Below are 26,684 nucleotides of genomic sequence, written 5' to 3' on the forward strand. Positions count from 1 at the left end.
GATGCGACCTTTTTGCGAAGAGAGCATCTTGCTATCAAGACCGCGAGAACGGATATCGGCCGACTCTGAGTTCGATACGATCAGTTGTTGATGCGACGTTGGCGCTGGATGCGCACCCGCACCGCATCCAGTCCGCCGCCTGCATCCAGCACCGCATCGTCGGCAAACACGCCGTGCGCCAGACGCGCCAGCGTGCCGCCGCCCGGAACCTCCACCGCCATGCGTGCGCCGCGTTCCAATGCATGCCGCATGGTGTCGTGCCACAACACGGGCCGCGCCATGTTCCATGCAAGATCCTCGACGATGAGATTGGCGCGAAAGAGCGCTCGCGCCCGGCTGCTGCTGACGTAGGTGAGTTGCGGCGTGTGGGCCGTGACCTTTGCGGCAGCCGCAGCTAGCTCGGCAGCCTGTGCATCCAGCAGCGGGCAGTGCGACGGCACCGCCATGCACAGCCGCGCTGCCGTTGATGCGCCCGCCGCTTGCGCGCGCGCCATGACTTGCGTGAGCGCCGCATCGTTGCCCGCCACGACAATCTGCCGTTCCGCATTCAGGTTGGCGACATAGGCCGGTGTTGCGGCGGAATTGACCTGCGCAACGATGGCGGCGACTTCGGGTTCGGTCAGCCCGGCCGTGACGGCCATGCCGTAACCGCTCGGATACGCGTCTTCCATGAGTTGCCCACGCAGGCGGACCAGGCGCAGCGCATCGCTGAACTCCAGCACGCCCGCGACAACGGCTGCCGGCCACGCGCCAATCGACAGGCCTGCCACCATGTCGGGCGCGGCGTCCTGCCGGACCAGCGTGCGCGCTACCGCAACACCGGCAATCAACAGGCAGAGTTGGACGGCCACGGTCGACCGCAGCGCCTCTGCGGTGTCGAGCGTGAGCGGGTCCGTACCCAGCGCGTCGCGCGCTTCGGCCAGGGTCTGCACGACGGCCGGATCGACAGGCAACGCGTGCAGCATGCCTGCACGCTGACTGCCCTGGCCGGGAAACATGAAGAGCACGCTCATGCGAGATCGCTCCACGGGTCTGCAACGAGGTGTGGGCCGTGATCGGTCTTGAGCAAGGTCTGGCGGGGCGAGGTCAGCCAGTCGCGCCACGCGAATCCACCGTGCCCGGTGTCGATTTGCAGGTCGACGCGGCATTCGGTTTTGGCCAGCACGTGCACGAGCTGATCGCGCTGCGCGGCCGACGGTGCAGTCGGCATGCGCAGCACGAGATCGAGATCGCTGTCTGCATGCAGCACCGGCAAGCCGCTGGCGAGTGCAAAGCCCGCACCGCCGGTCGGGCCCCACGCCCAGCCCAGCGCGTCGAGTTTTGGCGCCAGCGCACGCAAGGTGCGCAGTGCCGCAAACGGCGCGTCGGCTGCGATGGAGGCCGTTGTGATTGCCAGCGCCTCAGGCGACGCCACGCGCGTGATGGCCCTGGCGGCCACGGTGGCCGCACAGCGTTCATGGCGCGCGCCGCCGCGCAGGCCGACCGGTACTGCACCATCGCTGCCGCGCGGTGCCCGGCGCACAACGACTGGCGCGCCTTGCCGGCATGCCGTGATGGCCCAGTCGGGCAAGGGCATGCCATCCGTGGCCATGGGTGTGTCGGACACCCACAGCAGATCGTGCGCGCGCAGCGGCGTGGGTGTCATCGCAGCAATGCCTGCGTGGCCAGGAACAGGATCGACGGCCCGAGCAGGCAACCGATACCCGTATGGAACGTCGCCACCAGCGAGCCGTAGGGCACCAGGCGCCGGTCGGTGGCCGCCAGACCTGCCGACACGCCGCTGACCGTACCCGCCAACCCGCCGAACACCATGGCGGCGCGCGGGTTGTTCAAGCCCAGTGCCTTGGCCGCGAACGGCGTGCCGACCATCACCAGGATCGCCTTGACGAGCCCCGTGGCAATCGACAGCGCCATCACATCGGAGGAGGCACCCAGCGCCGCACCGGTCACCGGTCCGACGATGTACGTGACGGCACCCGCGCCGATGGTGGTGACGCTCACCGGATCGGTGTAACCGAAGGCGTAGGCAACGCTGGCGCCGACGATGAACGGCAGCACCGTGCCCAGCAGCAGCGAGATGGCGCCGATCATGCCCGCCTTGCGTGCCTCGGTCACCTGCACTTCAAAGGCCGTGGCAACGATGGCGAAGTCGCGCAGCATTGCACCGCCCATCAGGCCGATCCCGCCGAACAGCTTCAGGTCAGCCAGACCGCGTTCGCCACCGGTCTGCATGCCGCCCCAGTAGGCGAGCACCAGCCCGATCATGATGGCGATGGCCGAACCGTGCACGCGCCCAAACGTCAGCTTCTTGGACGCCCACATCGACAGACCCATGACGATGCCGACCAGCGCAAACGCCGCGACCAGCCCGTTGTGCTGCAGAACTTTCTCTAGCATTGACAGCATGGTGGGGCTCCTTATGCGCGGGCTTGTTCGGAGTCAGGCAGCGGGGGCAGAGGTTGCCGGTCTTCCGCGTTGCCTGTGCGGTTGATGAGGGCAATGCAGACACCGCACACCAGCACCGCGCCGATGGCGCCGAGCAGTGCAACGGGGCCGCCGCGCAGTGCCGTGACCACGTTCTGCGTGGCGGCCATGGCCACCACCACCGGGATGTACATGGCACCCCAGAACGAGACGCCCGCCTCGGTGGCCGCGGGCATGAGCCCGTGCCTGTGCAGGTAGAGCCGCGCGAAGATCAGCAGCAGCATGGCGATGCCCACGCCGCCCACATTGGCCTTCACGCCGATGGCCTGGCCGAGCAGGTCGCCCAGGAAGAGGCCGGCGAGATGACATAGCGCCAGCAGGGTTGTACCGTAGATGATCACTTCTTTGTCTCCTGAAGGAACGGCGATGGGTCGCCTGTTGTGTGGTGTGGTGATCGAGGTTTGAAGACTGGTTGTTTTGCGTTGATTGCGTTGGTGGTGCATCCCTTGTTTCATCCCCTGCCGGGGCTGACCTACTTTCTTTGTCTTGCCAAAGAAAGTAGGCAAAGAAAGGCGCGCCCGAGATGGCGAAAGACTCCTTGAATTTCTGTCGCAGGGAGGGAGAGGAGGCAAACTCGCTTCGCTCAAACAGCCTCCTCTCTTTTTCCTCCCTGCAACACAAATTCAAGGCGCCATCTAGGGCAGGTACGGCCAAACCATCGAGGCGCATGTGTTCGCGCCGCGATGTGTTTCCTATTCGTTATGCGCTTTCTGGCCGCGCGTTCCATTGCTCGCGCAGGCGTTTGCGTACCTCTGAGGACGCGTTGCGCAGTGGCGCGCCCATGCGGCTTTCGAGTCCGCGCGATGGGTCGGCAGCGATGTCCGCCAGCGCTGCCGCGAGCGCGGTCTGCACGGTATCGACGTCGCTTGCATCAGGTGCGTTGGCCGATTTCACCTTCAGCAGTTTCCACAGCAACCCGAGCGACGCGAAGCTGGCAATGTCGTAGGCCATGGGCGGAATCTCTTGCGCGAGGCGTTCCAGATCGGCGACCGAGCGCAGCGTCACGCGCGCCGCTGCGGCCTTGCCCATCGCGTGCACCATTACCTCGGCATCATCCAGGGCGAGCAGGCGATTGGCCTGGTAGCCGTGCGCCAGCAGCGCGCCCGACATGGCACGACCGACGATAAGACCGATCACGGGGTGGCCGGCCAACCTGGCAGCCGCGTAAGCATCTGCCGCTGCAGCCAGTGCGAGGTGAATGCCATAGGCCTCTTCCCGTCGCCCGTAGGCTTGGCTTGCCACATCGATGACGGCGACGATGGCGCGCTTCTTTTCCTGCCCCGCATCCGCAGTCATGGCATCGCGCACGGCACGCGCGAGCTGCCAGCCTTCGATAAGGCCGACTTCACCGTTGCGTGCGCGGGGGAAGCGGTTTTCCGCATCAGGCACCACGGCGATGTAGCGCGTGGGCTGGCCGGCCAGCGTGGCATCGACGACTTGCAGCGTGCTGCTGTAGCCCGCCACCGGCGTGCCGTTGGCAAGCGCGCGCATCCAGGTCGAGCCGCGCGTGGAAAGTTCGTTCTGTCTCATGCGACGTCCTTTGCATAGTGCGTGCGCACATCTTCTGCCGTGGCTTGGCGCGATGTGTCGACGGCGTTGAGGCATTCGAGGTAGTCGTCGATCTGCTCGCTGCGCTGGTGCTTGGGTGCACCTGCGCGCAGCCACTCGATCACCTGCGCGCGGATGGCGACGGAATCGTCTTCGATGCAGACGTCGGCCAGCCCGGTGGCGGCGCGTTGTTCGCCGCCCGTCAGGCTCCAGATGAAGGGGCGATCGCGCGAGTCGTATTCTTCAATGCCGGCTTCCTGTTCGATCACCTGCGGGCCGTTCAGGCCGAGGCGTGCCTCACGCGTCATCAGCAGGTAGCTGCACAGGCCTGCGGCGATGCTCATGCCGCCAAAGCAGCCGACCACACCCGCCGTGATGCCGACCACCGGTCCGTACTCGCGCAGGGCACGGATGCCTGCGTGGATTTCGGCAATGGCCGCCAGACCCAGGTTGGCTTCCTGCAGCCGCACGCCGCCGGTCTCGAAAACGATGACGGCGCGTGTGGGAACGCCGTTGCGGTTGTCTTCTGCCGCCAGCTCCAGCGCACCGGCAATCTTGGCGCCGGACACCTCGCCCATGCTGCCGCCCTGGAAGGCGCCTTCAATGGCGAGCACCACGGCGGGCTGCCCGCCCAGCGTGCCGCGTGCCACCACCACGCCATCGTCGGCCTGCGTGACGATGCCCTGGCGCGGCAGCCACGGCGAGGTCAATTGCTCGAACGGATCGAGCAGCTCGCGGAAGGTGCCGGGGTCGAGCAGGGCGATGGCGCGTCGGCGCGCATCGCGTTCGATAAAGCTGTCTCGTTCAATCGGGTTGCGCGACATGCGTGTCTCCTCAAGGCTGGGCGAGCGCTTCAAGCGCTTGCTCAAGCCGCAACCGGACCACGGCCGGTGTCGCGCCGAAGTCATTGATGGTGATCTTGGCCGCCGGCCACGCGTGCGAGCCGAACACACGTGCAAGCTGCGCCTGCCATGTCGCACTCATGCCATTGACGGACGTGGTGATGGCCACGTCGATCTGGCCGGCGCTGCCCGGAGTCAGCAGCACTTCGAGGTCACCCGAGCCGACCACGCCGGCATACGCGCGGCGCCCAGCGGGTGCGCCGCCGGTGAACTGAAAATCAAGATGCTCCATGTTCGGTTTCCTGATGAGCGGATTCGATGTCGGACGTTGCTTGCGCACTTGCGGGCAAGCGGTCGAGGAAGAGCGCGGCGGCCAGCAAGTCGGCTGCGCCGCCGGGCGACACGTGCAGCGCCAGCATGTCTTGTTCAAGCGTGCGGAAAGCGCGACGGCCCTGCGCTGTGGCCAAGCCGCCTTCTGCGCGCACGGTGGCCGCGCCCGTTTGCACGACGCGTAGCGCATCCGCGCCGCCGCGTGCGAGCACGCAGGTGTCGTCCAGCGCGGCCATGACGGCAAGCAATGCATCCACGCGTGCGTGGTCTTCGCGAATGCCTGCTGCGCGCCCCTGGCGCAACGCCGGCAGCGCGACCTTGATCACGTGCGGGAAGCCGGCAGAGGCCTGCCCCTTCGCACCGCCGACGCCGTAGTCGTTGCACGCGCGCTCGCCCTTGTGGCCCGTAGAGACAGGCGCAAAGCGATCCGGGATGCTGGCCAGGTGTGCCGCGCGGCTTGCAACAGCGGCCGCGCCCAATGCATGCGGCGCTTGGCTCGCAGCCGTCACCAGCAAGCCGAGCGCCCAGATGGCACCACGGTGCGTGTTGATGCCGCCGGTGGCATCGAGCATGGCCGCTTCGCCTTCGCGGCCAATGCGGCCGATGCGCTCGCGCAGCGCGAGTTGTGCGCCGGCTTGCGTTTCGATCTGTGCGCCGGCCAGTGCCATGGCTTCAAACGCAGGGCGCAGGGTTTGGGCGGAGTGCACCATCAGCGTCCAGTCGAGATCGTGATGCGCGCCGTTGCCACGCACATCCACAAGACCGGGTTTGGGCGACAGCGTTACCTCGTCGATGAGGGCAGACTCGACCAGCGCGGCCAATCGCTTTGCACGCGCTTTCGGGCTGGCCGGCAGGGGCCGTTGCAATGTCTTCTCCATTACCAGCTCCGGAAGCGTGCAGGCGGGTCGTACAGGCCGCCGGACCATTCGACCAGGTCGGCGATGCTCTTGGCGGCGAGCAACTCGCGGCTCGCATCGCTGCGGTGCACGTCCAGGTCTTCTGGCAGGGCGATCAGGCCGTCGCGGCGCATCTGCTCCGTCTTGGACGGGTCGTGGCGCAGGCCGATCGACGTGACGCCCGCCACGGCGGCAATCATGGCGCGCCGCTCTTCCAGCGAGCGGGCCTTGTAGAGATACGCAATGCCATCTTCGGTCAGCAGGTGCGTGACGTCGTCGCCGTAGATCATGATGGGCGCGAGCGGCATGCCGCTTTGCTTGGCCACGGCCACCGCGTCGAGCGTGTCGACGAAGGTCGGCTTGCCCCCTTCCTGGAACGTCTCGACCATCTGCACGACGAGCTTCTTGCCGCGCTCCAGCATCGTCACGGGTTCGGTCATGTCGAGCCACGCAGGCGTGGCGTGACGGCGGCCGCGCGGGTCGTGGCCCATGTTGGGCGCGCCGCCAAAGCCGGCGAGTCGACCGCGCGTGACGGTGGACGAATGCCCGTCGCCATCCACCTGCAGCGTCGCGCCAATGAACAGGTCGACCGCATATTGGCCGGCGAGCTGGCACAGCATGCGATTCGAGCGTAGCGAACCGTCCCGGCCGGTGAAGAACACATCGGGGCGTGCGGCCACGTAGCGCTCCATGCCGAGTTCCGTGCCGAAGCAATGCACGCTTTCCACCCAGCCCGATTCAATGGCGGGAATGAGCGTCGGGTGCGGGTTCAGCGTCCAGTTGCGGCAGATCTTGCCTTTGAGGCCCAGGCGTTCGCCGTACGTCGGCAGGATCAGCTCGATGGCGGCTGTGTTGAAGCCGATGCCGTGGTTGAGCGACTGCACGCTGTGCCGCTGGTAGATGCCGCGAATGGCCATCATCGCCATCAGCACGTGCACGGGCTTGATGAGGCGCGGGTCGCGTGTGAACAGCGGCTCGATGTAGAACGGCTTGTCGGCCTGCACGATGAAGTCGACCCACGAGCCCGGAATGTCCACACGCGGCAAGTCGGCCGGGTCATCGACGATCTCATTGACCTGCACGATGACGATGCCATCGGAAAACGCGGCAGGTTCGACCAACGCAGGTGTGTCTTCGGTGCTCGGTCCGGTGTAGATGTTGCCGTCGCGGTCGGCCTTGAAACCGGCCACCAACGACACGTTGGGAATCAGGTCCACCACCAGCCGTGCATACAGCTCGATGTAGGTGTGGATGGCGCCGACTTCCAGCAGCCCGTCGGCCAGCAACTGGCTGATGCGCAGGCTCTGCGGCCCGGCAAACGAGAAATCGAGCTTGTGCGCGATGCCGGCTTCGAAAATGTCGAGGTGTTCGGCCCGGCTCACGCTCGGCATGATCATGTGCAGATCGTGCAGGCGCTCGGGGTTCACCTTGGCCAGCGAGCGCGAGAGGAAATCCGCCTGCTTCTGGTTGTTGCCTTCCAGCACGACGCGATCGCCCGGGGCAAGCAGCGCTTCGAGCGCGGCAACGATATCGCTGGTGGGAATGACCTTGCCGTTGGCAATGCGCCGGGCTGCAGTCAGGCGGCGTTCTTTCTCGTCGCGCCGGCGGCGCCATTGGGGCGGGATGGGTGCGTTGGCCCCGTTTGCCGATTGGGTGGGCATCGGTTGCATTGGGTGGCGTCTCCAGCCTTGATTGATTTGATGCCCTGTACCGTAGGCGGGAACCCCGTGCGCTTCAATCAACCTAGACGCGGTTTCATTAACTTGAAGTTAATGAAACAATGGCCGATTCTGATAGCAGCGCGCCCCCAGCACGCGCCCGGAGGAGACCCTGCCATGGCAATCGATGAAGACATCACCCTGAAGAAGCTGGAGGTGTTCCAGTCGTTCATGACGCTGGGCAACATGGCGCGCGTGTCCGAAGCGCTCGGGCAAAGCACGGTGAGCGTGCATCGCGCGCTGCATTCACTGGAAGAGGGTTTGCGCTGTCCGCTGTTCAAGCGCGACGGGCGCAAGCTGATTCCGTTGTCGACTGCCTACGTGTTTGCCGAGCATGTGGAACGCATCCTGGCCGAGTGCGAAGCTGGCGTGCGCCGCACGCGCGAAGCGGCGGGGTTCTCGTCGACCACGTTGAAGATCGGTGGACTCTATTCGATGACGGTGGGCACGCTGCCGCGCATCTTTGCGGGCCTGAAGACGCGTCGCTCCGCGCTCGACATCGAACTCACGCTGGGCTCAAACCGCAGCCTGCTCGCCAAGCTGGAAGACGGCCAGCTCGACGCCATCGTCATCGCACTGGGCGAGCCGCTGCGCAATCCCGATCTGCTGACCGTGCCGATGTTTGCCGACGAGATCCTGTTTGCTGCGCCGCTCGGCTCGCCGTATGCGTCGTCGGCGGAGATCGACTTGCAAACCGTACGCAGCGAAAAGTTCGTCGCGCTCGGCGACGATTTTGCGACATATCACGATTTCATGGCCGCCTTCGACAAGGCGGGCTTTGCGCCGCAGATTGCCCTGCGCGTGGGCGATATCTTCTCGCTCATGAACCTCGTTAGCGGCGGCATCGGCTACGCGTTGCTGCCCCGTCGCGTGGCCGACTTCAGCCCCAAGGTGCAGCTGATTCCGCTGGCCGCGCGTTATGCGATCAGCCAGCACATCGTGCTGGTGATGCAGCGCAATCGCGAGCGCGATCCGAACCTGCTGGCGTTGTCGGCGGAGTGTCGGTTGTTGGGCGCGAGGTAGCGCGGGCCGAGCCGCGCACCACGCTTCAGGGTGATGGGTGGGCGAGCCCAGGCAAGCCCCGCACCGATGCTGCAACATCGGCGCGAGCAGACTTCATGCGCCTCGGTCGCCCATGAAGTCAGCGTTGTTGATCCGGATGTTCTGGCGCATGCGTCGCGCCCGTATCGCACGTGTTGCCTGCGGCGTTGCGGCTAAGCACTGCGCGCAGGAATCTATGCGCAGACTGCATGCCTTTCTGATATTCGCTAAGCGCGTCGCCAGCCGGTGAGTGGGTGGCGTGAGAGATCGAGCGGGTCACGGCATTCCTTTTCATGTGATGAACGGAACCGCGCCCAACCCTTGGGGAGGGGTGGGCGAGCACAGGCAGGTTTGGAACACCGAGACATAACGATCGGCACGGCCGAAGCCGTACAAGCCTGGCTCGCCCAATGAGGGAGACGAAGCCAAGCCATAGCGGTTGAGGACAAGCACCTATGCTCGGCGCTTGCCCGTTATGCCCGAGGGTTCCAAGCCTCGATCGCTTTCTCTATGGCACGGAAAACGATGGCGCAGAGTGTACCGATGGCTGCTTCGTCTGAGCAGGGGCGAAACTATAAATCAGAATTGGCGTATGCCCGGTCGGATGTGTCCCGCCGCTCTACGCTGGTGAAAGCTCGGCAGCTATTGCCGCAGGCCAAACAACCCTTGCCAGAACGACTCGAACGCGCTTGAGTGCCGCTGGGGCGAAGTCGCTTCATCGGGTTGGATCGTCGCTTCGCTGTCGGGCGTGTCTGTGGCGGCCACTGTGTTGCGCCGTGCTTCCTGCAAGGCCCACACGCTGTCGGCAATGCGCGCGGCAAGTTCTGCATCGCAGTCCCGGCCAAGCAGCACGCCGAACAGGACGTCGCGATTGCGGCCCTCGTCGGCAAAGCGCATGGCGATGGCGACCATCTTTTCGTAATGCTCCTGTGCAACACGCTCGCGCTCTCGTTGCGCTTCCCGCTCCTGTGCTTCCTGCGCATCACGCTCGGTCTGCCAGCGCTGCATTTCCTGCGCGAAGACCTCGTCATAAACGCGGCGCTGTTCAGCGTCGGAGAGGATGGCGTAGGCTTCGCGAATTTCCTGGAACGCCGCATAGGCCTCGGCTTCGCGGCCGAGGTTGCGGTCGGGATGCCACTTCATCGTGGCGCGGCGGTAAGCGCGCTTGATTTCGTCCAGGGTCGCGTCCGGCTGCACGCCGAGTGTCGCGTAGATGGTAGTCATGTGCGGTGTGGCTGCTGCCGGGGGGAAGGTCATCCTAGCATGGGGGTGTGGTCATGCTGACGGGCCAACCACCCACGTCACAACGCGCCCTCGAGCCCTGTTGCATCAAAGTATTCTCACGTATATAGTTAGCCAAATGGATAACAATGGAATTGCGCTAGACGCGGTATTTCACGCGCTTTCGGACCCAACGCGCAGGGCGGTTATTCAGCGGCTCGGCGAAGGGCCCGCGACGGTGAGTGAACTGGCAGAGCCATTTGACATGGCGCTGCCGTCATTCATGAAGCACATGCGGGTGCTGGAAGGCGTCGGGCTGGTCCGCTCGCAGAAGAGCGGACGCATCCGGACGTGCATGCTCGAGCGCAAGAAGCTTGCTGCAGCCGAGCGCTGGTTTGAGAAACAGCACGCGATCTGGGCGAGCAGGTACAGCAATCTGGACAACCTCTTAGAGAAACTCCAAGGAGAAAACAATGAAGGCTGATCTTCGGTTTGATTTCCTCGTCGACATGCAAAAGAGCAGCCTCACCGTGAGGCGAGAGTTCGCGGCGAAGCGCCAGCTAGTGTGGGATTGCCATACAAAGCGCGAATTGCTCGATCAGTGGTTTGCGCCCAAGCCGCTCGCCACCAAGACCAAGCATATGGAATTCAAGGAAGGCGGCTACTGGCACTACGCCATGATCACGCCCGATGGAGAGTCATTCTGGAGCCGTCTGGACTATCAGAAGATCAACCCGATCGACAGCTATGCGGCCATTGATGGCTTTTCTGATGAAACCGGCGCCGTGAATCCGCATATGCCCCGCGCCCGCTGGGATGTCACCTTTGCCGATGCGAACGAACGCACCCTCGTCACGACTGTGGTGCTGTACAACTCGCCGGAAGACGTGCAGAAGGTTATCGACATGGGTATGAAAGACGGCATGACCTCCACCATGGAGCGACTCGACGAACTGCTGCTGACCCTGGCTGTGCCAGACGCGCTGGCCTGAGACAGCGCTCGCAGATGAAACGCCCCGACTTGTTCGGGGCGTTTTGCGTTTTGCGTTGGCCGCTGCGCTTCAGGTGACGGTCAATGTTCCATTCATCGTCTCGTGGCCCGAGCCGCAGAAGATGTCGCACAGGAAATCAAACGTGCCGGTCTTGTCCGGCGTGAGCGCCAGCCGCACGGTCTGCCCCGGCACGAACGCCGCAGGGGCGCACATTGCCTAGCGCGCCTGAATCTGCACCGCAGTCCCAAGCTTGCCGGACACCACCGGTGCAATCACAAGATACCGGCGCGTGTTGCCAGCGTCCGCGTTGCCAGGCGTGACCACCTGCCGAATCTGCCCGATCGAGTTGACGATGGCGCCACCGGCCGGGTTGGTCATGAAGCTCGCCAGGGTCTCAAGCGGGCCGCTGCCATCCGCATGCTGTGACAAGGCAATCGCATAGGGCTGCTTCGGCTGCAATCCGGTCACCGATGCCTGGAACACTTGGACGAGCCCCTGATCGAACAGCGCCACGCTGGTGGGGGCGGCCGATGCGTCGGACTTGTCTGCGGCGGCCGGCACGAGTGCGAGATGGCTGACCTGCCCCGCTGTGCCAAGCGGTTGCAGGTTCTCCGTGCCGTTGCCTTCCGGCACAGCGTTCGGCACGTACGTCAGCGCCTGCGGTGCCTGCCCAATCGGAACAGTCGATACCACCTTGTTCGTCAGTGTGTCGATGACGGCCAGTGCGTCGTCATTCTCCAGGCCGACATAGATGCGGGTGCCGTCACCGGACGGCCATGGGCCGTGCGGAAGCTTGCCGACGGGAATCGTCGCGATCTGTTCGAAATTGTCGGTCCGGAATACCTTGACCTGGTTCGTGCCGCCGATCGTCACATAGGCAAACGTGCCCTTGGCGTTATGCGCGAAGTTGACGTGGTTGGTGATGGGCCCGGTCTCGAACGACGTGATCGCATTGAACGGCGGGCGGGCGTTGAATACCTGCACCTTGCCGATGTCCTTCAATGTGAACCACACCTGCTTGCCATCCGGCGTGGCGGCAATGTTGGGGCAGAACGGCGATTCCTGTTTGATGTGTCCCACGATCTTGTGATCCGCTGTCGAGATCACGACCGTTTCCGGATTGAACGACGAGCACACGTAGCCGTACTTGCCGTCCGGCGAGAAGATCGTCATGCCGGGGCCCGCCGGTACGGTAACGCGCGCCTTCTCTGCATAGGTATTGGCATCGAGCACGGCGATGTAGTTCTCGCCGCGCACGGTCACCCAGACCTCGCTGCCTTCCGGCGTGTAGAACGCTTCGTGAGGCGAGCGGCCAACATACGTGGTGTGTTTGACGGCGTTGGTCTGCGTATCGATGAACGTGACCGAGTTGGAGCCGATGGAGACCACCGCCAAGGTCCGGTGATCTGGCGAGAAGCCCATGCCGTGCACCAGCACCTGTCCGCGATAGAGCGGGCTGAAGTTGCCGGGCGCAGGATCGCCCAGTTTGATCACACCCAGGAGCGTGTTGCTGGCGGGGTCCGTGACGGACACCGTGTTTGAGAATTGCTCGGCCGCGTAGACGCGATCCTTGTGGCTGATGGGAATGTCAGGCGAGGCAAGGGATGCGGGTGCCTGCCCGGCGCTGGCGCTCGCGGCGCACGTGATGGCCGCTGCGGCAAGCGCCGTGGCAACAAACAGTCGGTGTTTCATTGGTCTTCCTGTTGGGGGGTGGTGGTGTGGGCGTGATGCGCCGCATGGGATGCGGGCGCAGTCGTTGCGGAGGCCGGGCGGAGCTGCGTGGGGGCCGGTGCAGACGGGGGCAACGGCTGGCCAAGCGCCAAGCGCATCGCTGCAATCTCTTGCTGTTGCGCGACGACGATTTCCTGCGCGATGCGGCGCAGTTGTTCGTTCTGGCCGTAGCGCAGGTAGGCCACGGCCATGTCGATGGCGCCCTGGTGATGTGGCGTCATCATCGCGACGAAATCCTGGTCGATGTTGCCGCTGGGCTTCGGGGCCATGCCGTCCATCATCTTTGTCATGGCGACATCGTTTTCGGCAAGGAAGGCCTGCTCGCGATTGGCCTGTGGCGGTGCTTCCTGCGCAACTGCAGCGTGCGCTCCGATGCCTGACAAGAGTGTGAACACAGCAAACAGCAACGTGCGTAGGCGACGCTGCGAACGTGACGACATATGGGTCCTCCAGAGTGCGGGTCGATGGCGTGTCAGCGGAGTAAACACCGCAGGCCGACGGTTTATTCCCGCGCGTCGTAAAGAATCTGTATGCCGCTGCACGCGCGTCATGCGTGCATCCCGCCAATGAAAACGCCCCGAACAGGTCGGGGCGTTTCACTTCGCTTTCTTCTTTGCTCTTTGCGCCTCAGGTGACGGTCAACGTTCCATTCATCGTCTCGTGGCCCGAGCCGCAGAAGATGTCGCACAGGAAATCAAACGTGCCGGTCTTGTCGGGCGTAAGCGCCAGCCGCACGGTCTGGCCCGGCACGACGTCGGCGCGCACGTTGAAATCCGGAATGGCAAAACCCATCAGGATGTCTTGCCCGGTCAGCTCGAACACCACGGGCACACCGCGCTTGAGCGTGATCTTGTCGGGCGTGAAGGTAAATTTGCGCGCGTGTACGCGGATGACCGTGGGCCCCTCGCCATGCGCGACACAGGCGAGTGCCGCACCCGCTGCGAGCACGGTGAACTGACGCAGCGCCAGCCGGCGCTTGGGGTTGTGTGCAATGAGAGGGCGCATGTCAGGTGGTCTCCGGCGTCTTGGTGGCGGTGTTGGCTTCGCTGCTCGGCTGGATCGGCTGTTCGGCCAGCGCCCAGGTGGCGGTGTCCTGCTTGCCGTGCTCGGCAATGCTGCGCCAGCCCAGGCCGCGGTAGGGCGCGGCGGCATCCCACGGGATCGGGTTGCGTTTTGCCTGCGAGCCTGGTGCGGGTGGCGCGGGCAGCGGAAACATCAGCGAGCGCGCCGAGTGATGCGCAATGTGCCCGGTCATGTGGTGATGTTCCTGGTGGATGTGGCCGTAGAACACCGTCACGTTCGGGTGCGGCATCAGCAAATCGATGACCTGCTGGCCGTCTCGCGTGGCCCAGTCCCATTGCGGGTACAGATCGAACAGCGGCCTATGCGTGAACACGACGATGGGCGTGTGCTCAGGCACGGACCGCACATCCGCGGCCAGCCACGCGAGCTGTGCATCGCCCACGCGCGCCGATGGGTCCGATACGTTGTCGATGGCGATGAAATGCACACCCTTGTGGTCGAACGAATAATGCGTGCGGCCGAAGAGTTCGATATAGGCCTCGCCGTTGTCGAGCGAGGCATCGTGCTCGCCCGGCATGTAATGCACCACCGGCACCTTGATCTTCGCGGCAATGTCGCGAAACTCGGCCAGGCGCTTGCGGCGCTCGGCAGGGTCGTCGCTGATGTGGCTGAGGTCGCCCGTGAAGATGACAAAGTCCGGCGCGGGCGACAGCGCATTCACCGCCGCAATCGCCTTGGGCAGCGTGCCTTGCGAATCCGGATTCGGTGCGCCCTTGAAGCCCCAGTGGGTATCGGATAACTGCACGAAGTAGAAATCGTCTGGCTTGGCGCCGGCGACGCGCGTGGTGGCCGCCATCGCCTGCCAGCCGGGCAGGCCGGATGCGTACACCAGACCGCCGACCGCGGCCAGTTGCAGGAACTGGCGTCGTCCGGGTTGCTTGCTCATGGGTGTCCCCTGCAATAGATGACTGAGTTGGGTAGCGGCCCAGCGCAATGGCAATGAAGGAAGCGCCGGTCCTGCCTGTCATACCGGCTGGGGTGCCCGCGTATTCCACAAGATTCGCGTTTTCACAAAATTTCTTCGGCGCGGGAATAAACTGGATTGCACCCCGGTATACGGAGGTCAACCGCCTCCAGGCCGCCATGCCCGACCTGCCAGACCCCACGCTCGATCTGCCCACCGACGCCCAGCGCTTCGCGCAGGCGGTGCTGCCGCATGTCGACGCCGCCTACAACCTGGCGCGCTGGCTTTCGGGCGACGCGCAAGACGCCGACGACATCGTTCAGGAAGCCTGCCTGCGCGCGTTCCGGTTGTTTGGTGGGTTTCGCGGTGGTGACGGCCGCCCATGGCTGCTGGCCATCGTGCGCAACACATGGTTTTCGGAATGCGCGCGCCGCAAGCAGGCACCGGCACAGCCGTGGGATGACGACGCGGCCGCCGGCCAGGGCAACGACGACAGCGCCAGCTACGGCGTCGACCCCGCCGCGCTGCTCGCCCGCATCGACGACGTGCGCCGCGTGCATGCCGCGCTGGCGCAGTTGCCCGTGCCGTATCGCGAGGTGCTCGTGCTGCGCGAGCTGGAAGACCTGCCGTACCGCGACATTGCCGCCGTGGTCGACGCGCCCATCGGCACGGTCATGTCGCGGCTGGCGCGGGCCCGGCAGCAGCTCGCCCGCCTGCTCACGGAAGACAACGCGCCGCTGCGCACCAATGTGACGCCCATCCGCGCATCGGGCGGTCTGGGAAACAGTACCAAGGAGTCCCGCCATGAACTGTGACGACATCCGCGCGCTGCTGGCTGCCCGCGCCGATGGCGAACTCGGTGCGGCCGACAGCCTGCGCATGGAAGCGCATCTGGCCACGTGTGCCGCTTGCACCGACATCGCCGCGCGCCACGACGGCGTGGTACGTGCGCTGCGGCAGGGGCTGCGTGCGCCGGCGCTCTACATGAAAGCGCCGCCGGGTTTGAGCGAGCGTGTATTGCAGGCCGTGCAGGCAGAGTCCGGCGTGCGCCCCGAATCGCCCCGTGCGCGCGCGCCGCGCCGGACGGAATTGCCATGGCAGCGCTTGGCTAATTGGTTGATCACGCCATCGCGGGGGCTCGGCTTGGGATTGGGCGCAGGCGCGCTCGCGGCTGTGGCACTCGGTGTGGGCGTGCTGGTGGGCCGGCCCGATACGGCGGCGCTCACCGCGCACGACATCACCGCCAGCCACGTGCGAGCGCTGCTGGGCGCGCGGGAGACGGATGTGCTGTCGTCCGATCGGCACACGGTCAAGCCGTGGTTCAACGGCCGCATCGACTATGCGCCGCCCGTTACGGACCTTGCCGCACGCGGCTTCCCCCTCATCGGGGGGCGGTTGGACTACATCGACGGCCGCCCGGTGGCGGTGCTGGTCTACCGCTCAGCGCAGCATCCGGTCGACTTGTACGTACGCCCCGAGGCGGGCGGTGATACCGAGCCCGCGCTGCGCACCGAGCGTGGCTACCAGTTGATGGTCTGGCGCAGCGCCGGCATGGGCTACTGGGCCATCACCGATGCGTCTGCCGACGTGGTGCAAGCCTTTGCGCGGGCCGTGCGCGGCGGCTGAAAAACGATCAGGTTTCCGCAAGCTGCCTTTTGGCCACAAAGGCTTCAAACGCTGCGGGCGGCACCGGTGGGCAGAAGAGGTGGCCCTGGCCGTAGTCACAGCCTGCGGCCACCAGAATCGCCTTCTGCTCCTCGGTCTCGATGCCTTCGGCAATGACCTTGATGCGCAGTGCGTGCGCCATGCTCACGATGGCGCTGCACAGTGCGATGTCTTTCGGGTCATGCGCGAGGCTGCGCACGAACGACTGGTCGATCTTGATGTAGTCGATATCAAAGCGCTTCAGGTACGAGAGCGACGAATACCCCGTGCCGAAATCGTCGAGTGCAATGTCCACACCCGCGCGCCGGAATTCGTGCAGGTGCTCGATCACCTCCGCGCTGTCGGCCATCAACGAGCCTTCGGTTATTTCAACGACCAGACTGTGCGGCGGAAGCCCCCGGCGCTCCACCACCTTAGGCCACGATTCGGTGCCCGACTGGTGCGCGCGGAACTCCAGCGGCGACTTGTTGACCGACACCTGCATCGTGTTGTCGAGCGTGGCCTGCCAGTGCGTGAGCTGGTCCAGGGCTTTGTTCAGCACCCACTTGCCGATCTCGACGATCAGCCCGCTGTCTTCCGCCACCGGAATGAAATCCGCCGGATCGATCTCGCCCCGCACAGGGTGCGTCCAGCGGATCAGCGCCTCTGCCTTTCGGACCTTGCCCGTGAGCAGATCGACGATGGGCTGGTAGTGCACCGCAAGCTGGCCGTGCGCGAGCGCCACGCGCAGGTCGCTGGTCACGCGCAGGCGTTCCTGTTCGGCGCGTTGCAAGGCCGGGGTAAAGACGGCCCATTGATTCCGTCCCGCGCTCTTGGCCGCAAACATGGCCTGGTCTGCGCGCACGAGCAACGATTCTGCGGTGTCGGCATCGCGCGGGTACAGCGCCATCCCAATGCTGGCCGACACCTCCACGCTTTCCTGGCCGAGCTGCAGCGGCGCGGCAATGCGCGCGAGCAGGCTGCGAATGATGGGCGTGACCGCCCCGGCATCGGACAGGTCCGGCAGGATGATGATGAATTCGTCGCCCGCCAGCCGCGCGACCGTATCGGTGCCTCGCACGATGGCGGAGATGCGCCGGGCGATCTCCTTGAGCAGGACGTCGCCCTGGTCATGGCCGAGCGTGTCGTTCACTTCCTTGAAGCGGTCCAGATCGATGAACAGCAACGCCAGTTGTGTAGACGTCTGCCGCGCCCGCGCAATCTCCTGCCGCAGGCGGTTGTAGAACATGTGCCGGTTGGGCAGATCGGTGAGCGCATCGAAGTTGGCCTGCCGCCAGATGACCTCTTCGGCGCGCTTTTTCTCCGTCATGTCGTGGATGAGCGCAACCCGGCGCGGCTCGCCCAGTGTGCTGTCTGCAAACGTGTCGATGGTGAGCAGCGCGGGGAACTCGCTGCCGTCCTTGCGGCGGATCAGGTATTCGCCGCTCCACGAGCCCTTGGTTGAAACGCCTTCGCGCATGGCGTCGATCACGGTGGCCTCGTTGCATTCGGAGCGGATGGCATCGCTGGACTGGCCCTTGAACTCCTGCGCCGAATAGCCGGTGGTGATCGTAAAGGCCGGGTTCACGTCGATCACGTGCCCGTCGAGCGTCGTCACCATCATCGCTTCGCTGCTCGAGGCATAGACCATGGAGGCCAGGCGCATGTCTTCCATGTGCCGCTTGCGCTCGGCCCCCTGGTGGCGCAGCGTGAAATACAGCAGCGCGAGCAGCAGGGTGGAGCCGGCCGCCTCCACCAGCGCAGTGCGCCGGTAGCCGTCGTAAGGCGCCAGCACCGAGGCAACCGACTCGCCCACCAGGAAGTACAGCCCGATCTCCGGTACATGGTGATAGCCGATGATGCGCTCCACGCCGTCGGTGCCCGACACCACGCGGTAGCTGCCCGTTTCCAGCGCGCCCGGCTTGTTGAACTGCCGGGCGCGCGGCGGTTTTTCGATACCCGCGGTCGGGTTGGGCACGCGGGCCAGGACCTGCCCTGACTCGCGGATGATGGTGGCGGCCCCGTCCTTGCCAATGGCAAGCGTATTCGCAAAGCTGGCGAACTGTTCCGGGCTGACCGACACCACGACCACACCGGCAAACTGGCCAGCCCTGAGGATGGGGCGCGTGAACTGGATCGACCACTTTTTCGAGATCTTGCCCTGCACCGGGTCGCTGATGAACAGCACGTCGCGTCCGCCCGATTCCTTGTGCACGCGAAAGTGTTCGCGCTGGCTCAGGTCGACGCGTTCTGTCGTGGGGCCGATGCTGGAGTAGACCAGCATTCCGTTCTCGTCGATCACGGCCACCTGGAAGGTCAGGTCGCGCACGGCCTCCTGCCGTTCATGGATGACGTGCTCGAACACGTCGCGACCGGATAGCCAGCTCGCGCGCAGATCGAGCAGGAACTCCGACACGCGCCGCACGCTGCCGAGTGAGTACTCACCAAATGCCCGTGCTTCAACCTGCGTGCGCGCCTGCGCATCACGGATCAGCCTGTCGCGCTCTTGGGTGAGTTGATGGAACGTGAACGTCCAGATGAACAACAGGACCAACACTGCACCGACATTCAGCGGAGACAGCAGCATCCGCCGCCATCCTTGCCATGGCGTCGTATCGGTCGTGCCATCAGAAAAAGCCTTCGATTGCTTTGCGGGCATCCCCACTCCAGCGTTTGCGTGTCCAGTTCTCTGGGGCACGCGCGCAGCGTGCCTGGGTGTCGGCAATTTCAAGTGTCTTCCACTCTATATCGGAGCGAAGCACATGTGTCTTAAGCCGAACGACCTGGCCCGCGAATGGACGCGCAATCGTTTGCTTTTGGGGGCCGAACTCGGACTTACCCGGGGTTGGTGTGTGGGCGCAACGCTTGTAAGTGAGGCGCCGCGCAGACGGTGGTTGCGCGGCGCTGGAGGGTCAGCGTTCGTAAAACGCGGTCTGTTTGTCTGCCATGTCACGCAGCAGGGCGGGGGGCGCGAAGCGGCGGCCGTGTTTCGCAGCCAGCCGGTCGCACAGCTCGACAAAGGCGCCCACCCCCATCCGATGGATGTGCGACACCGGCCCGCCCCGGAATGCCGGGAATCCCCAACCCAGCAGCGCGCCCACATCGGCATCGCGCGGGTCGGTCACCACGCCTTCATCCAGGCAGCGTGCGGTTTCCACGGCCTGCACGGTGATGAGGCGATCGACCAGCGTCTGCACGTCGGGCTGCGTGGCGGCTTGGGGGTATTCGGTTGCCAGCCCGGGCCACAGCGTTTTCTTGCCGCTCTCCGGATAGTCGTAGAAGCCCTGGCCCGCTTTGCGGCCGAGGCGGCCCAGGGCCACCATGCGCTCGGCCACGGCTTCGCCCGGGCGCTCGATATAGGCGACACCCAGGTCGGCGCGGGTTTGCTGGTTGACCTTGTGAATCAGCTCGCTCGAAACCTCGTCGATGAGCGCGAGCGGCCCGACCGGCATGCCGGCCAGCATCCCGGCGTTCTCGATCAATGCGGGCGCCACCCCTTCGGCGAGCATCGCCAGGCCTTCGAGCACGTAGGTCGAAAACACGCGGCTCGTATAAAAGCCGCGGCTGTCATTGACGACGATAGGTGTCATGCCGATGGCCTTCACGTAATCGAGCGCCTGCGCCAGCGTGGCCCGCGTGGTCTGCCGGGCTACGATCACCTCCACCAGCGGCATCTTGTCGACTGGCGAGAAGAAATGCAGCCCGATGAAGTTGCCCGGCCGCTGGCTTGCCTCCGCCAGACCGGTAATCGGCAGCGTGGACGTGTTGGACGCGAAGATGGCATCGGGCGACAGCACGGCCTCGGCTTGGCGCGTGACGTTGGCCTTGATTTCGCGCTGCTCGAACACGGCTTCCACCACGAGCCCCGCGCCATCCAGGTCGGCGTAGGACGTTGTGGGTTGGATGCGGGCGAGCAGCGCTTCAGCCTGCTCGGCATGCAGGCTGCCGCGCTGTACCTGTTTCTCGACCAGCTTGCGCGAATAGTCCTTGCCGCGCTCGGCGGCTTCCTGCGTGGTGTCGAGCAGCACGACGGGCAGCCCCGCCTTGGCCGTGACGTAGGCGATGCCGGCGCCCATCATGCCCGCGCCCAACACGCTCACCTTGGCGTAGCGACGCACCGGCACATCGGCGGGACGCGCGGCCAGTTTGTTGGCCGCGTTCAGGCTGAAGAAAAGGGTACGGATCATCGCGCGGGCCTCCGGCGACAGCACCGCCTGCACGAAGTAGCGCGCCTCGGTCTTGAGGCCCGTATCAAGATCGGTGATGAGCCCCTCGTACACGCACGACAGGATGCTGGCCGCTGCTGGATAGTTGCCGTAGGTTTTCTGCCGCAGCATGGCGTTGGCCGCAGTGAATAGCTGCTGCACGGCGGGGCTGGAGATGCCGCCGCCAGGGACCTTGTAGCCCTTGGTGTCCCACGGTTGCTGCGCGCGAGTCTGGCCTTCGCCGAGGAGCCACGCGCGCGCGGCATCGGCTTCTTCGCCCGCATTGACGACCGCATCGACAATGCCGAGCTTGAGTGCGTCGGCCGCCTTGATGCGTTTGCCTTCCAGCAGCATCGGCAATGCCTTCTGCACACCAATCAAGCGCGGCAAACGCTGTGTACCGCCGCCGCCCGGCAAGAGGCCCAGCGTGACTTCCGGCAGGCCGAAGCGTGCGCGGGCGTTGTCGGCGGCCACGCGGTAGTGGCAGGCGAGCGCAATCTCCAGCCCGCCGCCCAGCGTGGAGCCCGGCAGTGCGGCGGCCACGGGTTTGCCGCAGGTTTCCAGCTTGCGCAGCATGCGGTGCAGCTCGCACGTGCGTTCAAACAGGGTGGGCGCGTCGTCGCTGGCCTGCAGCCATTCGAGGTCGCCGCCGGCAATGAAATCCGTCTTGGCGGAGGTGATGAGGATGCCCTTGACGCTGGCATCTGCGCACACGCGGTCGATGGCGGCAAAGAAGGCGGCGCAGGTTTCGCCGTTGAGCACATTCTGCGCGCGGCCCGGCTGGTCCCACGTGAGCGTGGCGATGCCGTCGGTGTCGATGGTGATGTCGATCATGTCAGCTCGCTCCTTAAACGCGTTCGATGATGGTGGCGGTGCCCATGCCGGCACCCACGCATAGCGTGGCGAGGCCCGTGCTCGCGCCACGCCGCTCCAGCTCGTCGAGCAGCGTGCCGAGAATCATGGCGCCCGTTGCGCCCAGCGGATGGCCCATCGCAATGGCGCCGCCGTTGACGTTGATGCGGTCATGCGGCACGGCCAGCACCTCCATGAAGCGCAGCACGACGGAGGCAAAGGCTTCGTTGAGTTCGTACAGGTCGATGTCGGACGCGGACATGCCGGCGCGCTTGAGCGCCTTCTCTGCTGCGTGGGAGGGGCCGGTCAACATGATCGACGGCTCCGAGCCGATGCTTGCAAAGCTGCGGATGCGCGCACGCGGCTTGAGGCCCGCACGCTTGCCGGCCTCGCGGCTGCCGATCAGCACGGCCGCCGCGCCGTCGACGATGCCCGAGCTGTTGCCCGCGTGGTGCACGTGTTCGATGCGTTCAAGCTCTGGATAACGCTGGCGGATCACCGCGTCAAAGCCGTATTGCTCGCCCAATTCCGCAAACGACGGTTTGAGCTGCGCGAGCGTGTCTACGGTGGTCTGCGGGCGGATCATCTCGTCGCGGTCGAGCATGGTCAGGCCGTTCTGGTCACGCACCGGCACGATGGAACCCGTGAACCAGCCGGCGGTGCTGGCTGCATGCGCACGGCGGTGGCTCTCTGCAGCGTAGGCATCGACGTCACGTCGGCTGTAGCCCCACTTGGTGGCGATGGTGTCGGCCGACACGCCTTGCGGCACGAAGTACAGCGGGATGGCGGCTGCGGGGTCGACCGGCCATGCGCCCCCGCTAGCGCCCATCGGCACGCGCGACATGCTCTCCACGCCGCCGCCGATGGCAAAGTCGCTTTGCCCGGCCATCACCTGTGCAGCGGCCATGTTGCAGGCTTCCAGGCCGGAGGCGCAGAAGCGGTTGATCTGCACGCCGGCCGTCGTCTCGGCATAGCCGGCTGACAGGACTGCCACGCGGCCGATGCACGCGCCCTGTTCGCCCACGGGTTCCACGCAGCCGAGCACCACGTCGTCCACGAGCGATGTGTCGAGCTGATTGCGGTCGCGGATGGCGCGCAGCGCGGTTGCGGCCAGGCGCAGCGGTGTCACACCGTGCAGGCTGCCGTCCTTCTTGCCCTTGCCGCGCGGCGTGCGCACAGCGTCGTAGATATAGGCTTCCATAGCGTTGAGTACTGAAGGTCGTGCTCGTTAAAGGGTGCGGGCGATCAGTTCTTTCATGATCTCGTTGGTGCCGCCGTAGATCTGTTGCACGCGCGAATCGGCCCACGCGCGGGCGATGGGGTATTCCCACATGTAGCCGTAGCCCCCGTGCAGTTGCACGCAGCGGTCCATCACCTTGAACTGCAGGTCGGTGGTCCAGTACTCGGCCATGGACGCCGTGGCGGCATCGAGCTTGCCAGCCAGCTTGAGCGCGATGCACTGATCGACGAACACGCGGCCGATCTGCACTTCGGTTTTCAGTTCCGCCAGTGCGTGCCGCGCAGTCTGGAAATCGAGGATGGCCTTGCCGAAGGCCTGGCGCTCGCGCACGTAGCGCAGCGTCCATTCAAGTGCGCCTTCGGCCGAAGCGATGGCGCCGATGGCAATCTGCAGGCGCTCCCACGGCAGCTCCTGCATCAGGTAGGCAAAGCCGCGATGTTCCCCGCCGAGCAGGTTGGCGGCCGGCACGCGCACGTTGTCGAAGAACAGCTCGGCGGTGTCCTGCGCTTTCATGCCGACTTTCTTCAGGCGCTTGCCCTTGCTGAAGCCCTCCATGCTCGTGTCGACCACGAAGAGGCTCGTGCCCTTGGCGCCGCCTTCGGGCGTGGTGCGCGCCACGACGATCACCACGTCGGCATGCCAGCCGTTGGTGATGAAGATCTTTGAGCCGTTGAGAACGTAGTGGGTGCCGTCGCTGCTGCGCGTGGCGGTGGTGCGCACGCCTTGCAGATCGGAGCCGGCGCCGGGTTCGGTCATGGCGATCGCGCCGATCATCTCTGCGCTCGCCAGCTTGGGCAGGTAGTGTTGCTTCAGTGCCTCGCTGCCGTAGTGCAACAAGTAGGGCGCAACGATTTCAGAATGCAGCCCAAAGCCCAGGCCCGTGGCGCCTGCGCGGGCAATCTCTTCCATCAGCACCGTGCTGTAGCGGATATCGGCACCTGCGCCGCCGTAGGCCTCGGGCATGCTGGCGCAGTGGTAGCCCGCGGCGGCGGCCTTCTCCCAGATGGCGCGGTCGACGTAGCCCTGGTCTTCCCAGCGCTCGTGGTGGGGCAGGACTTCCGCGTCGATAAAGCGGCGGACAGATTCTCGGAAGGTGTCGTGTTCAGCGTCGAACAGCGTGCGGGCAATCATGGCGGCTCCTGATGGCGGCTCCGAGTGGGTGGCTCCGGACTGGCGGCGAATGGGTTGCCGTATTTCAACAAGGCCGCGACAATTCCGGTTGATCTGGATCGCCACCTTATTGATATGAAGCGCCAGCCGAAAGCAGTCTCCAAACGCCACGGTGTGCACGCGCGGGCGCGTATTGCCATCCTGCTGCCGCCGCGCCTCTTCGCGGGCTACGTGTTTCTCACTCAAGAGATGCTGCTGGTGGCGGGCACCATGCAGGCACGCAGCGTGGATGTGATGGGCAGCCGGCTCTTCGACATTGATTTGCTGTCCGCCGACGGTGCCGCCGTATCGAGCTTTGGAGAGATGCCGGTGCCCGCCACCGCAGCGCTGACCGATGCCGCTTACGACGTCGTGATCGTTCCCGCACAGTTCGCCCCAGAGTTGGTATTGGACGCGGAAGAGGCGCGCATCGCCGATTGGCTGCGCACGCGCTATGACGCCGGTGCCCTGGTGGTTGGCATGAACGCAGCACCGCTGTTCGCCAAGGCTGGACTGCTGGATGGTTGTAGAGCGACCGGGCTGGCGAGTGAGCGCGCCTGGTTTGCCCGGCATTTTCCCGACGTGCGTTACACGCCGGACCAGCCTCTGGCGGTGGATGGCCGCATCATCACCGTCAGCGGCATCAACCCCGCCGTGGACGCCTGCGCGTACGTCATCGATCACTGCTGTGGGGTGGGCGCATCTCGTCGGATGTTGCGCACGGCGCTCACGCAATCGCTGCCGTCATACGAACACATGGCCGTGTGGACGGCGCAGTTCAAGCGTCACGGCGATGCGGCCATCCTGGCCATCCAGGAAATCGTGGAGCGGGAATTGGCCGTGCCGCCTGCATTGGCGGAACTGGCCGCCCAGGCAGCGATGAGCGAGCGGACCTTGACGCGCCGTTTTGCCGCCGCTACGGGCAGCAACCTGCGGCGTTACGTGGCGACGCTGCGGTTGGAGCTGGCGGCGTTTCTGCTGCGCACGGGCCGGCTGCCGCTCGATCACATTGCCGATGAATGCGGTTACGGCAGTGTCAGCGCACTGAGCCGCGCGTTTTCTGCCGGCCAGGGTTGCAGCCCCTTGCAATACCGGGCGCAACAGCGCACGCGCTGAAGCGTCACGGACGCAGCAGATCGAAGCCAGCCAGCAACACCACACCCGAGAGCGCGGTCAGCGGCAACGAATGTTGGCCAAAGTACAGCAAGCCGGCGGCCAGCCAACTGGCCGCGAAGAAAGCGCTCATGCGGTTCATGATTTCACCTGTTCTTTGTTGGGTGGGATCGACGCGATCGGCACATTCACGCGTGCTGGTAGCGGTACTCCTGCGTCTTGCCGCCGTAGCCGTAAGCCGCTGCGCGAACGTCCTGCACATAGATATAGCTCTCTTCATGCAGATTGCCGAGTAGCTCAGCAAACGCCGTGAACGCCTCGGCGATGTACTGCGCCTTCTCCGCCTTCGTATTCGTTTCGTCCGTCACCTTGATGTCGAAATAGACGCTGTTCTTGCCTTGCGCGGCCAGCGTCTGCCCGCCGACGACCCAGTCTTCCGGGGCTACATAGTCGATGGCGATGGCCGTGACCTTCGGGTCTTTGCCCAGGATGCGAGAGGTGAGTTCCAGCAGCGTGGTGGAGATCTTCTGCGTCATTTCTGCAGAACGTTGGGCACTGACTTTGACGTTGAGAATCGGCATGATCGTCTTCCTTATTGGTTAGCAATGCAACTAGTTGATCAAAAAAATGGACGCTCATGTCAGGGTGGAGCGCACACCTCGGATCTTCGTCACCGTATCGGTGAATTCATTACTGCCCAATACGCGCTTCAACCTTGCGGTGACGGCGCCGCTTGCCTCGTTCAACGCCGCACCGATCTTGACCGCTTCCCGCGTCGGAAAGACGGCGGTCTCGCGGCCGTCGGCTTCGGTCTTGCGCCGTTCGATCAGGCCCTTGGCTTCCAGGCCATCGAGCGCGCGCGTTGCCGTGGGGCGCGTGACGGACATCGCTTCCGATAACTCGCTTTGCAGCATGCCCGGGCGGTCGACGATCGCACGGAGCATGAAGCCCTGCGGCGGCGTGAGATCGAAAGGCGCAAAGGCGTCTGCCCAGACGCGGTCGAGCTTGCGGGCCAGGGCGGTGGTGTTGAAGTAGAGGCAGTGGTCGAACATGGTGAAGTGGATGGTAGGTGAGGATGGTTAGATATGCAACTTGTTTTTTGTTTTTGTGGTCCATCTCCTTTTCGTTCCCTGCCGGGACCGACTCACTTTTCTTTGTCTTGCCAAAGAAAAGTAAGCAAAAGAAAGGCGCGCCCGAGATGGCGACTTCCCCTTGAATTTGTGTGACCGTGCGGGGAAGGAGGCAAACTCGCTGCGCTCAGACAAGCCTCCTTCCTTTATCCGCCCGCTCACAAAAATTCAAGGCGCCATCAAGGGCTCAACGTCAAAAAAAAAAAAAGGCCAACCCGTCGCGCGGTTGGCCTTGCCGTTTGGGCGAGCGCCCAGATTGTTTGGCTGTTGGTCTTTGACTTTGCTGCCCTATGCGGCGCCTTGAATTTCTGTTGCAAGGACGAAAGAGGAAGGGAAACTGTTTGAGCGAAGCGAGTTTTTCCCTTCCCCTCCTTGCGACATAAATTCAAGGAAGGGTTCGCCGCATCGGGCGCGCATTTCTTTGCTTACTTTCTTTGGGCAAGACCAAAGAAAGTGAGTCAGCCCCGGCAGGGGATGAAACCAGGGATGCACCAACAACAAAAAACATCAAAAATAAACCGTAGCACTAGCCCTGAACGTCCGAGGCGCCCCCTGCACAAG

27 protein-coding genes and 1 pseudogene are annotated in these 26,684 nt (G+C 64.7%); 6 read left to right on the forward strand and 22 right to left on the reverse strand.

Annotation, left to right across the window (positions count from 1 at the left end; all coding sequences use genetic code 11):
- Positions 1-80: 80 nt before the first annotated feature.
- The 9 genes from mdcH to mdcA form a co-directional block, all read right to left on the reverse strand.
- Positions 81-1,013, reverse strand: coding sequence for a malonate decarboxylase subunit epsilon (gene mdcH, locus DOD19_RS25395; protein WP_112188897.1), 933 nt, complete (start codon positions 1,011-1,013; stop codon positions 81-83).
- Complete coding sequence (locus DOD19_RS25400) at positions 1,010-1,645, reverse strand: malonate decarboxylase holo-ACP synthase (RefSeq protein WP_112188899.1); 636 nt, start codon at positions 1,643-1,645, stop codon at positions 1,010-1,012. Before DOD19_RS25400 ends, mdcH begins: the two co-directional genes overlap by 4 nt.
- Positions 1,642-2,406 (reverse strand): malonate transporter subunit MadM, encoded by a 765-nt coding sequence (gene madM, locus DOD19_RS25405; protein ID WP_024978039.1) that lies wholly within the window; start codon positions 2,404-2,406, stop codon positions 1,642-1,644. The genes DOD19_RS25400 and madM overlap by 4 nt, the downstream gene beginning before the upstream one ends.
- A gap of 11 nt (positions 2,407-2,417) precedes the next feature.
- Positions 2,418-2,825: a malonate transporter subunit MadL gene (gene madL, locus DOD19_RS25410; protein ID WP_112188901.1), complete on the reverse strand. Its 408-nt coding sequence runs from the start codon at positions 2,823-2,825 to the stop codon at positions 2,418-2,420.
- A 358-nt stretch (positions 2,826-3,183) separates the two neighbouring features.
- The gene (gene mdcE, locus DOD19_RS25415; protein ID WP_112188903.1) at positions 3,184-4,014 is read right to left on the reverse strand and encodes a biotin-independent malonate decarboxylase subunit gamma; all 831 of its coding nucleotides are present in this window, start codon (positions 4,012-4,014) and stop codon (positions 3,184-3,186) included.
- Positions 4,011-4,856 carry a biotin-independent malonate decarboxylase subunit beta gene (locus DOD19_RS25420; RefSeq protein WP_112188905.1) on the reverse strand — a complete coding sequence of 282 codons (846 nt, stop codon included), beginning with the start codon at positions 4,854-4,856 and terminating at the stop codon, positions 4,011-4,013. The genes mdcE and DOD19_RS25420 overlap by 4 nt, the downstream gene beginning before the upstream one ends.
- Before the next feature lie 10 nt (positions 4,857-4,866).
- Positions 4,867-5,166 (reverse strand): malonate decarboxylase subunit delta, encoded by a 300-nt coding sequence (locus DOD19_RS25425; RefSeq protein WP_112188907.1) that lies wholly within the window; start codon positions 5,164-5,166, stop codon positions 4,867-4,869.
- On the reverse strand, positions 5,153-6,082 hold the full coding sequence (locus DOD19_RS25430; protein ID WP_112188909.1) for a triphosphoribosyl-dephospho-CoA synthase: 930 nt from the start codon (positions 6,080-6,082) through the stop codon (positions 5,153-5,155). Before DOD19_RS25430 ends, DOD19_RS25425 begins: the two co-directional genes overlap by 14 nt.
- Positions 6,082-7,770, reverse strand: a complete 1,689-nt coding sequence (gene mdcA, locus DOD19_RS25435) for a malonate decarboxylase subunit alpha (protein ID WP_112188911.1) — start codon at positions 7,768-7,770, stop codon at positions 6,082-6,084. Before mdcA ends, DOD19_RS25430 begins: the two co-directional genes overlap by 1 nt.
- Positions 7,771-7,935: 165 nt before the next feature.
- On the opposite strand from mdcA, the gene DOD19_RS25440 reads away from it, so the two are divergent.
- Positions 7,936-8,841, forward strand: a complete 906-nt coding sequence (locus tag DOD19_RS25440; RefSeq protein WP_024978032.1) for a LysR substrate-binding domain-containing protein — start codon at positions 7,936-7,938, stop codon at positions 8,839-8,841.
- Positions 8,842-9,501: 660 nt separating this feature from the next.
- Here DOD19_RS25440 and DOD19_RS25450 read toward each other — a convergent pair.
- Complete coding sequence (locus tag DOD19_RS25450; protein ID WP_204360103.1) at positions 9,502-10,083, reverse strand: J domain-containing protein; 582 nt, start codon at positions 10,081-10,083, stop codon at positions 9,502-9,504.
- A 136-nt stretch (positions 10,084-10,219) separates the two neighbouring features.
- Between DOD19_RS25450 and DOD19_RS25455 the strand changes: the two genes are divergently transcribed.
- A complete protein-coding gene (locus DOD19_RS25455) occupies positions 10,220-10,564 on the forward strand; it encodes a metalloregulator ArsR/SmtB family transcription factor (RefSeq protein ID WP_112188917.1) in 345 nt (114 codons plus the stop codon).
- A complete protein-coding gene (locus DOD19_RS25460) occupies positions 10,554-11,072 on the forward strand; it encodes an SRPBCC domain-containing protein (RefSeq protein ID WP_045205646.1) in 519 nt (172 codons plus the stop codon). Before DOD19_RS25455 ends, DOD19_RS25460 begins: the two co-directional genes overlap by 11 nt.
- A 69-nt stretch (positions 11,073-11,141) precedes the next feature.
- On the opposite strand, the pseudogene DOD19_RS25465 reads toward DOD19_RS25460, so the two are convergent.
- From DOD19_RS25465 to DOD19_RS25485, 5 genes and pseudogenes are all read right to left on the reverse strand, one after another.
- A pseudogene (locus tag DOD19_RS25465) lies at positions 11,142-11,264 on the reverse strand (cytochrome c oxidase subunit II); the annotation flags it as partial.
- Between the two features lie 24 nt (positions 11,265-11,288).
- Positions 11,289-12,764 carry a YncE family protein gene (locus tag DOD19_RS25470; RefSeq protein ID WP_112188919.1) on the reverse strand — a complete coding sequence of 492 codons (1,476 nt, stop codon included), beginning with the start codon at positions 12,762-12,764 and terminating at the stop codon, positions 11,289-11,291.
- Positions 12,761-13,243: a DUF305 domain-containing protein gene (locus DOD19_RS25475; protein ID WP_112188921.1), complete on the reverse strand. Its 483-nt coding sequence runs from the start codon at positions 13,241-13,243 to the stop codon at positions 12,761-12,763. Before DOD19_RS25475 ends, DOD19_RS25470 begins: the two co-directional genes overlap by 4 nt.
- Positions 13,244-13,430: 187 nt before the next feature.
- On the reverse strand, positions 13,431-13,808 hold the full coding sequence (locus DOD19_RS25480) for a cytochrome c oxidase subunit II (protein WP_092970850.1): 378 nt from the start codon (positions 13,806-13,808) through the stop codon (positions 13,431-13,433).
- A gap of 1 nt (position 13,809) precedes the next feature.
- Positions 13,810-14,772: a metallophosphoesterase gene (locus DOD19_RS25485; protein WP_112188923.1), complete on the reverse strand. Its 963-nt coding sequence runs from the start codon at positions 14,770-14,772 to the stop codon at positions 13,810-13,812.
- A gap of 197 nt (positions 14,773-14,969) precedes the next feature.
- Here DOD19_RS25485 and DOD19_RS25490 point away from each other — a divergent pair, with 197 nt between their 5' ends.
- Complete coding sequence (locus DOD19_RS25490) at positions 14,970-15,605, forward strand: RNA polymerase sigma factor (RefSeq protein ID WP_024978024.1); 636 nt, start codon at positions 14,970-14,972, stop codon at positions 15,603-15,605.
- On the forward strand, positions 15,595-16,416 hold the full coding sequence (locus DOD19_RS25495) for an anti-sigma factor (RefSeq protein WP_112188925.1): 822 nt from the start codon (positions 15,595-15,597) through the stop codon (positions 16,414-16,416). The genes DOD19_RS25490 and DOD19_RS25495 overlap by 11 nt, the downstream gene beginning before the upstream one ends.
- 7 nt (positions 16,417-16,423) lie before the next feature.
- Here DOD19_RS25495 and DOD19_RS25500 read toward each other — a convergent pair whose 3' ends face one another.
- The 4 genes from DOD19_RS25500 to DOD19_RS25515 all read right to left on the reverse strand — a co-directional run bounded on the left by DOD19_RS25500 (position 16,424) and on the right by DOD19_RS25515 (position 23,862).
- On the reverse strand, positions 16,424-19,093 hold the full coding sequence (locus DOD19_RS25500) for an EAL domain-containing protein (RefSeq protein ID WP_112188926.1): 2,670 nt from the start codon (positions 19,091-19,093) through the stop codon (positions 16,424-16,426).
- 253 nt (positions 19,094-19,346) lie between these two features.
- Positions 19,347-21,473 carry a 3-hydroxyacyl-CoA dehydrogenase NAD-binding domain-containing protein gene (locus DOD19_RS25505; protein WP_112188928.1) on the reverse strand — a complete coding sequence of 709 codons (2,127 nt, stop codon included), beginning with the start codon at positions 21,471-21,473 and terminating at the stop codon, positions 19,347-19,349.
- A 13-nt stretch (positions 21,474-21,486) separates the two neighbouring features.
- Positions 21,487-22,692 (reverse strand): acetyl-CoA C-acetyltransferase, encoded by a 1,206-nt coding sequence (locus tag DOD19_RS25510; protein ID WP_112188930.1) that lies wholly within the window; start codon positions 22,690-22,692, stop codon positions 21,487-21,489.
- Between the two features lie 27 nt (positions 22,693-22,719).
- The gene (locus DOD19_RS25515) at positions 22,720-23,862 is read right to left on the reverse strand and encodes an acyl-CoA dehydrogenase family protein (protein ID WP_112188932.1); all 1,143 of its coding nucleotides are present in this window, start codon (positions 23,860-23,862) and stop codon (positions 22,720-22,722) included.
- Positions 23,863-23,976: 114 nt separating this feature from the next.
- On the opposite strand from DOD19_RS25515, the gene DOD19_RS25520 reads away from it, so the two are divergent.
- Complete coding sequence (locus DOD19_RS25520) at positions 23,977-24,996, forward strand: helix-turn-helix domain-containing protein (RefSeq protein ID WP_024978018.1); 1,020 nt, start codon at positions 23,977-23,979, stop codon at positions 24,994-24,996.
- A gap of 4 nt (positions 24,997-25,000) precedes the next feature.
- On the opposite strand, the gene DOD19_RS28220 is transcribed toward DOD19_RS25520, so the two are convergent.
- Genes DOD19_RS28220 through DOD19_RS25530 form a run of 3 tightly spaced genes read right to left on the reverse strand, consistent with a single transcriptional unit; the run spans position 25,001 to position 26,045 of the window.
- Positions 25,001-25,135: a hypothetical protein gene (locus DOD19_RS28220; RefSeq protein ID WP_024978017.1), complete on the reverse strand. Its 135-nt coding sequence runs from the start codon at positions 25,133-25,135 to the stop codon at positions 25,001-25,003.
- Between the two features lie 46 nt (positions 25,136-25,181).
- Positions 25,182-25,574: a 4-oxalocrotonate tautomerase family protein gene (locus DOD19_RS25525; protein ID WP_112186830.1), complete on the reverse strand. Its 393-nt coding sequence runs from the start codon at positions 25,572-25,574 to the stop codon at positions 25,182-25,184.
- 54 nt (positions 25,575-25,628) lie between these two features.
- Positions 25,629-26,045 (reverse strand): MarR family transcriptional regulator, encoded by a 417-nt coding sequence (locus tag DOD19_RS25530; RefSeq protein WP_112186832.1) that lies wholly within the window; start codon positions 26,043-26,045, stop codon positions 25,629-25,631.
- Positions 26,046-26,684 lie beyond the last annotated feature (639 nt).

The sequence above is a fragment of the Ralstonia sp. GX3-BWBA genome (genome assembly GCF_003290055.1).
In the GTDB taxonomy this organism is placed as follows: Bacteria; Pseudomonadota; Gammaproteobacteria; order Burkholderiales; family Burkholderiaceae; genus Ralstonia; species Ralstonia holmesii.

What these genes read in the sequence shown, in the direction of transcription:
- mdcH (WP_112188897.1), bottom strand. Translation starts at nt 1,013, where the DNA reads ATGAGCGTGCTCTTCATGTTTCCCGGCCAGGGCAGTCAGCGTGCAGGC.
- DOD19_RS25400 (WP_112188899.1), bottom strand. Translation starts at nt 1,645, where the DNA reads ATGACACCCACGCCGCTGCGCGCGCACGATCTGCTGTGGGTGTCCGAC.
- madM (WP_024978039.1), bottom strand. Translation starts at nt 2,406, where the DNA reads ATGCTGTCAATGCTAGAGAAAGTTCTGCAGCACAACGGGCTGGTCGCG.
- mdcE (WP_112188903.1), bottom strand. Translation starts at nt 4,014, where the DNA reads ATGAGACAGAACGAACTTTCCACGCGCGGCTCGACCTGGATGCGCGCG.
- DOD19_RS25420 (WP_112188905.1), bottom strand. Translation starts at nt 4,856, where the DNA reads ATGTCGCGCAACCCGATTGAACGAGACAGCTTTATCGAACGCGATGCG.
- DOD19_RS25425 (WP_112188907.1), bottom strand. Translation starts at nt 5,166, where the DNA reads ATGGAGCATCTTGATTTTCAGTTCACCGGCGGCGCACCCGCTGGGCGC.
- DOD19_RS25430 (WP_112188909.1), bottom strand. Translation starts at nt 6,082, where the DNA reads ATGGAGAAGACATTGCAACGGCCCCTGCCGGCCAGCCCGAAAGCGCGT.
- mdcA (WP_112188911.1), bottom strand. Translation starts at nt 7,770, where the DNA reads ATGCAACCGATGCCCACCCAATCGGCAAACGGGGCCAACGCACCCATC.
- DOD19_RS25440 (WP_024978032.1), top strand. Translation starts at nt 7,936, where the DNA reads ATGGCAATCGATGAAGACATCACCCTGAAGAAGCTGGAGGTGTTCCAG.
- DOD19_RS25450 (WP_204360103.1), bottom strand. Translation starts at nt 10,083, where the DNA reads ATGACTACCATCTACGCGACACTCGGCGTGCAGCCGGACGCGACCCTG.
- DOD19_RS25455 (WP_112188917.1), top strand. Translation starts at nt 10,220, where the DNA reads ATGGATAACAATGGAATTGCGCTAGACGCGGTATTTCACGCGCTTTCG.
- DOD19_RS25460 (WP_045205646.1), top strand. Translation starts at nt 10,554, where the DNA reads ATGAAGGCTGATCTTCGGTTTGATTTCCTCGTCGACATGCAAAAGAGC.
- DOD19_RS25470 (WP_112188919.1), bottom strand. Translation starts at nt 12,764, where the DNA reads ATGAAACACCGACTGTTTGTTGCCACGGCGCTTGCCGCAGCGGCCATC.
- DOD19_RS25475 (WP_112188921.1), bottom strand. Translation starts at nt 13,243, where the DNA reads ATGTCGTCACGTTCGCAGCGTCGCCTACGCACGTTGCTGTTTGCTGTG.
- DOD19_RS25480 (WP_092970850.1), bottom strand. Translation starts at nt 13,808, where the DNA reads ATGCGCCCTCTCATTGCACACAACCCCAAGCGCCGGCTGGCGCTGCGT.
- DOD19_RS25485 (WP_112188923.1), bottom strand. Translation starts at nt 14,772, where the DNA reads ATGAGCAAGCAACCCGGACGACGCCAGTTCCTGCAACTGGCCGCGGTC.
- DOD19_RS25490 (WP_024978024.1), top strand. Translation starts at nt 14,970, where the DNA reads ATGCCCGACCTGCCAGACCCCACGCTCGATCTGCCCACCGACGCCCAG.
- DOD19_RS25495 (WP_112188925.1), top strand. Translation starts at nt 15,595, where the DNA reads ATGAACTGTGACGACATCCGCGCGCTGCTGGCTGCCCGCGCCGATGGC.
- DOD19_RS25500 (WP_112188926.1), bottom strand. Translation starts at nt 19,093, where the DNA reads ATGCCCGCAAAGCAATCGAAGGCTTTTTCTGATGGCACGACCGATACG.
- DOD19_RS25505 (WP_112188928.1), bottom strand. Translation starts at nt 21,473, where the DNA reads ATGATCGACATCACCATCGACACCGACGGCATCGCCACGCTCACGTGG.
- DOD19_RS25510 (WP_112188930.1), bottom strand. Translation starts at nt 22,692, where the DNA reads ATGGAAGCCTATATCTACGACGCTGTGCGCACGCCGCGCGGCAAGGGC.
- DOD19_RS25515 (WP_112188932.1), bottom strand. Translation starts at nt 23,862, where the DNA reads ATGATTGCCCGCACGCTGTTCGACGCTGAACACGACACCTTCCGAGAA.
- DOD19_RS25520 (WP_024978018.1), top strand. Translation starts at nt 23,977, where the DNA reads ATGAAGCGCCAGCCGAAAGCAGTCTCCAAACGCCACGGTGTGCACGCG.
- DOD19_RS28220 (WP_024978017.1), bottom strand. Translation starts at nt 25,135, where the DNA reads ATGAACCGCATGAGCGCTTTCTTCGCGGCCAGTTGGCTGGCCGCCGGC.
- DOD19_RS25525 (WP_112186830.1), bottom strand. Translation starts at nt 25,574, where the DNA reads ATGCCGATTCTCAACGTCAAAGTCAGTGCCCAACGTTCTGCAGAAATG.
- DOD19_RS25530 (WP_112186832.1), bottom strand. Translation starts at nt 26,045, where the DNA reads ATGTTCGACCACTGCCTCTACTTCAACACCACCGCCCTGGCCCGCAAG.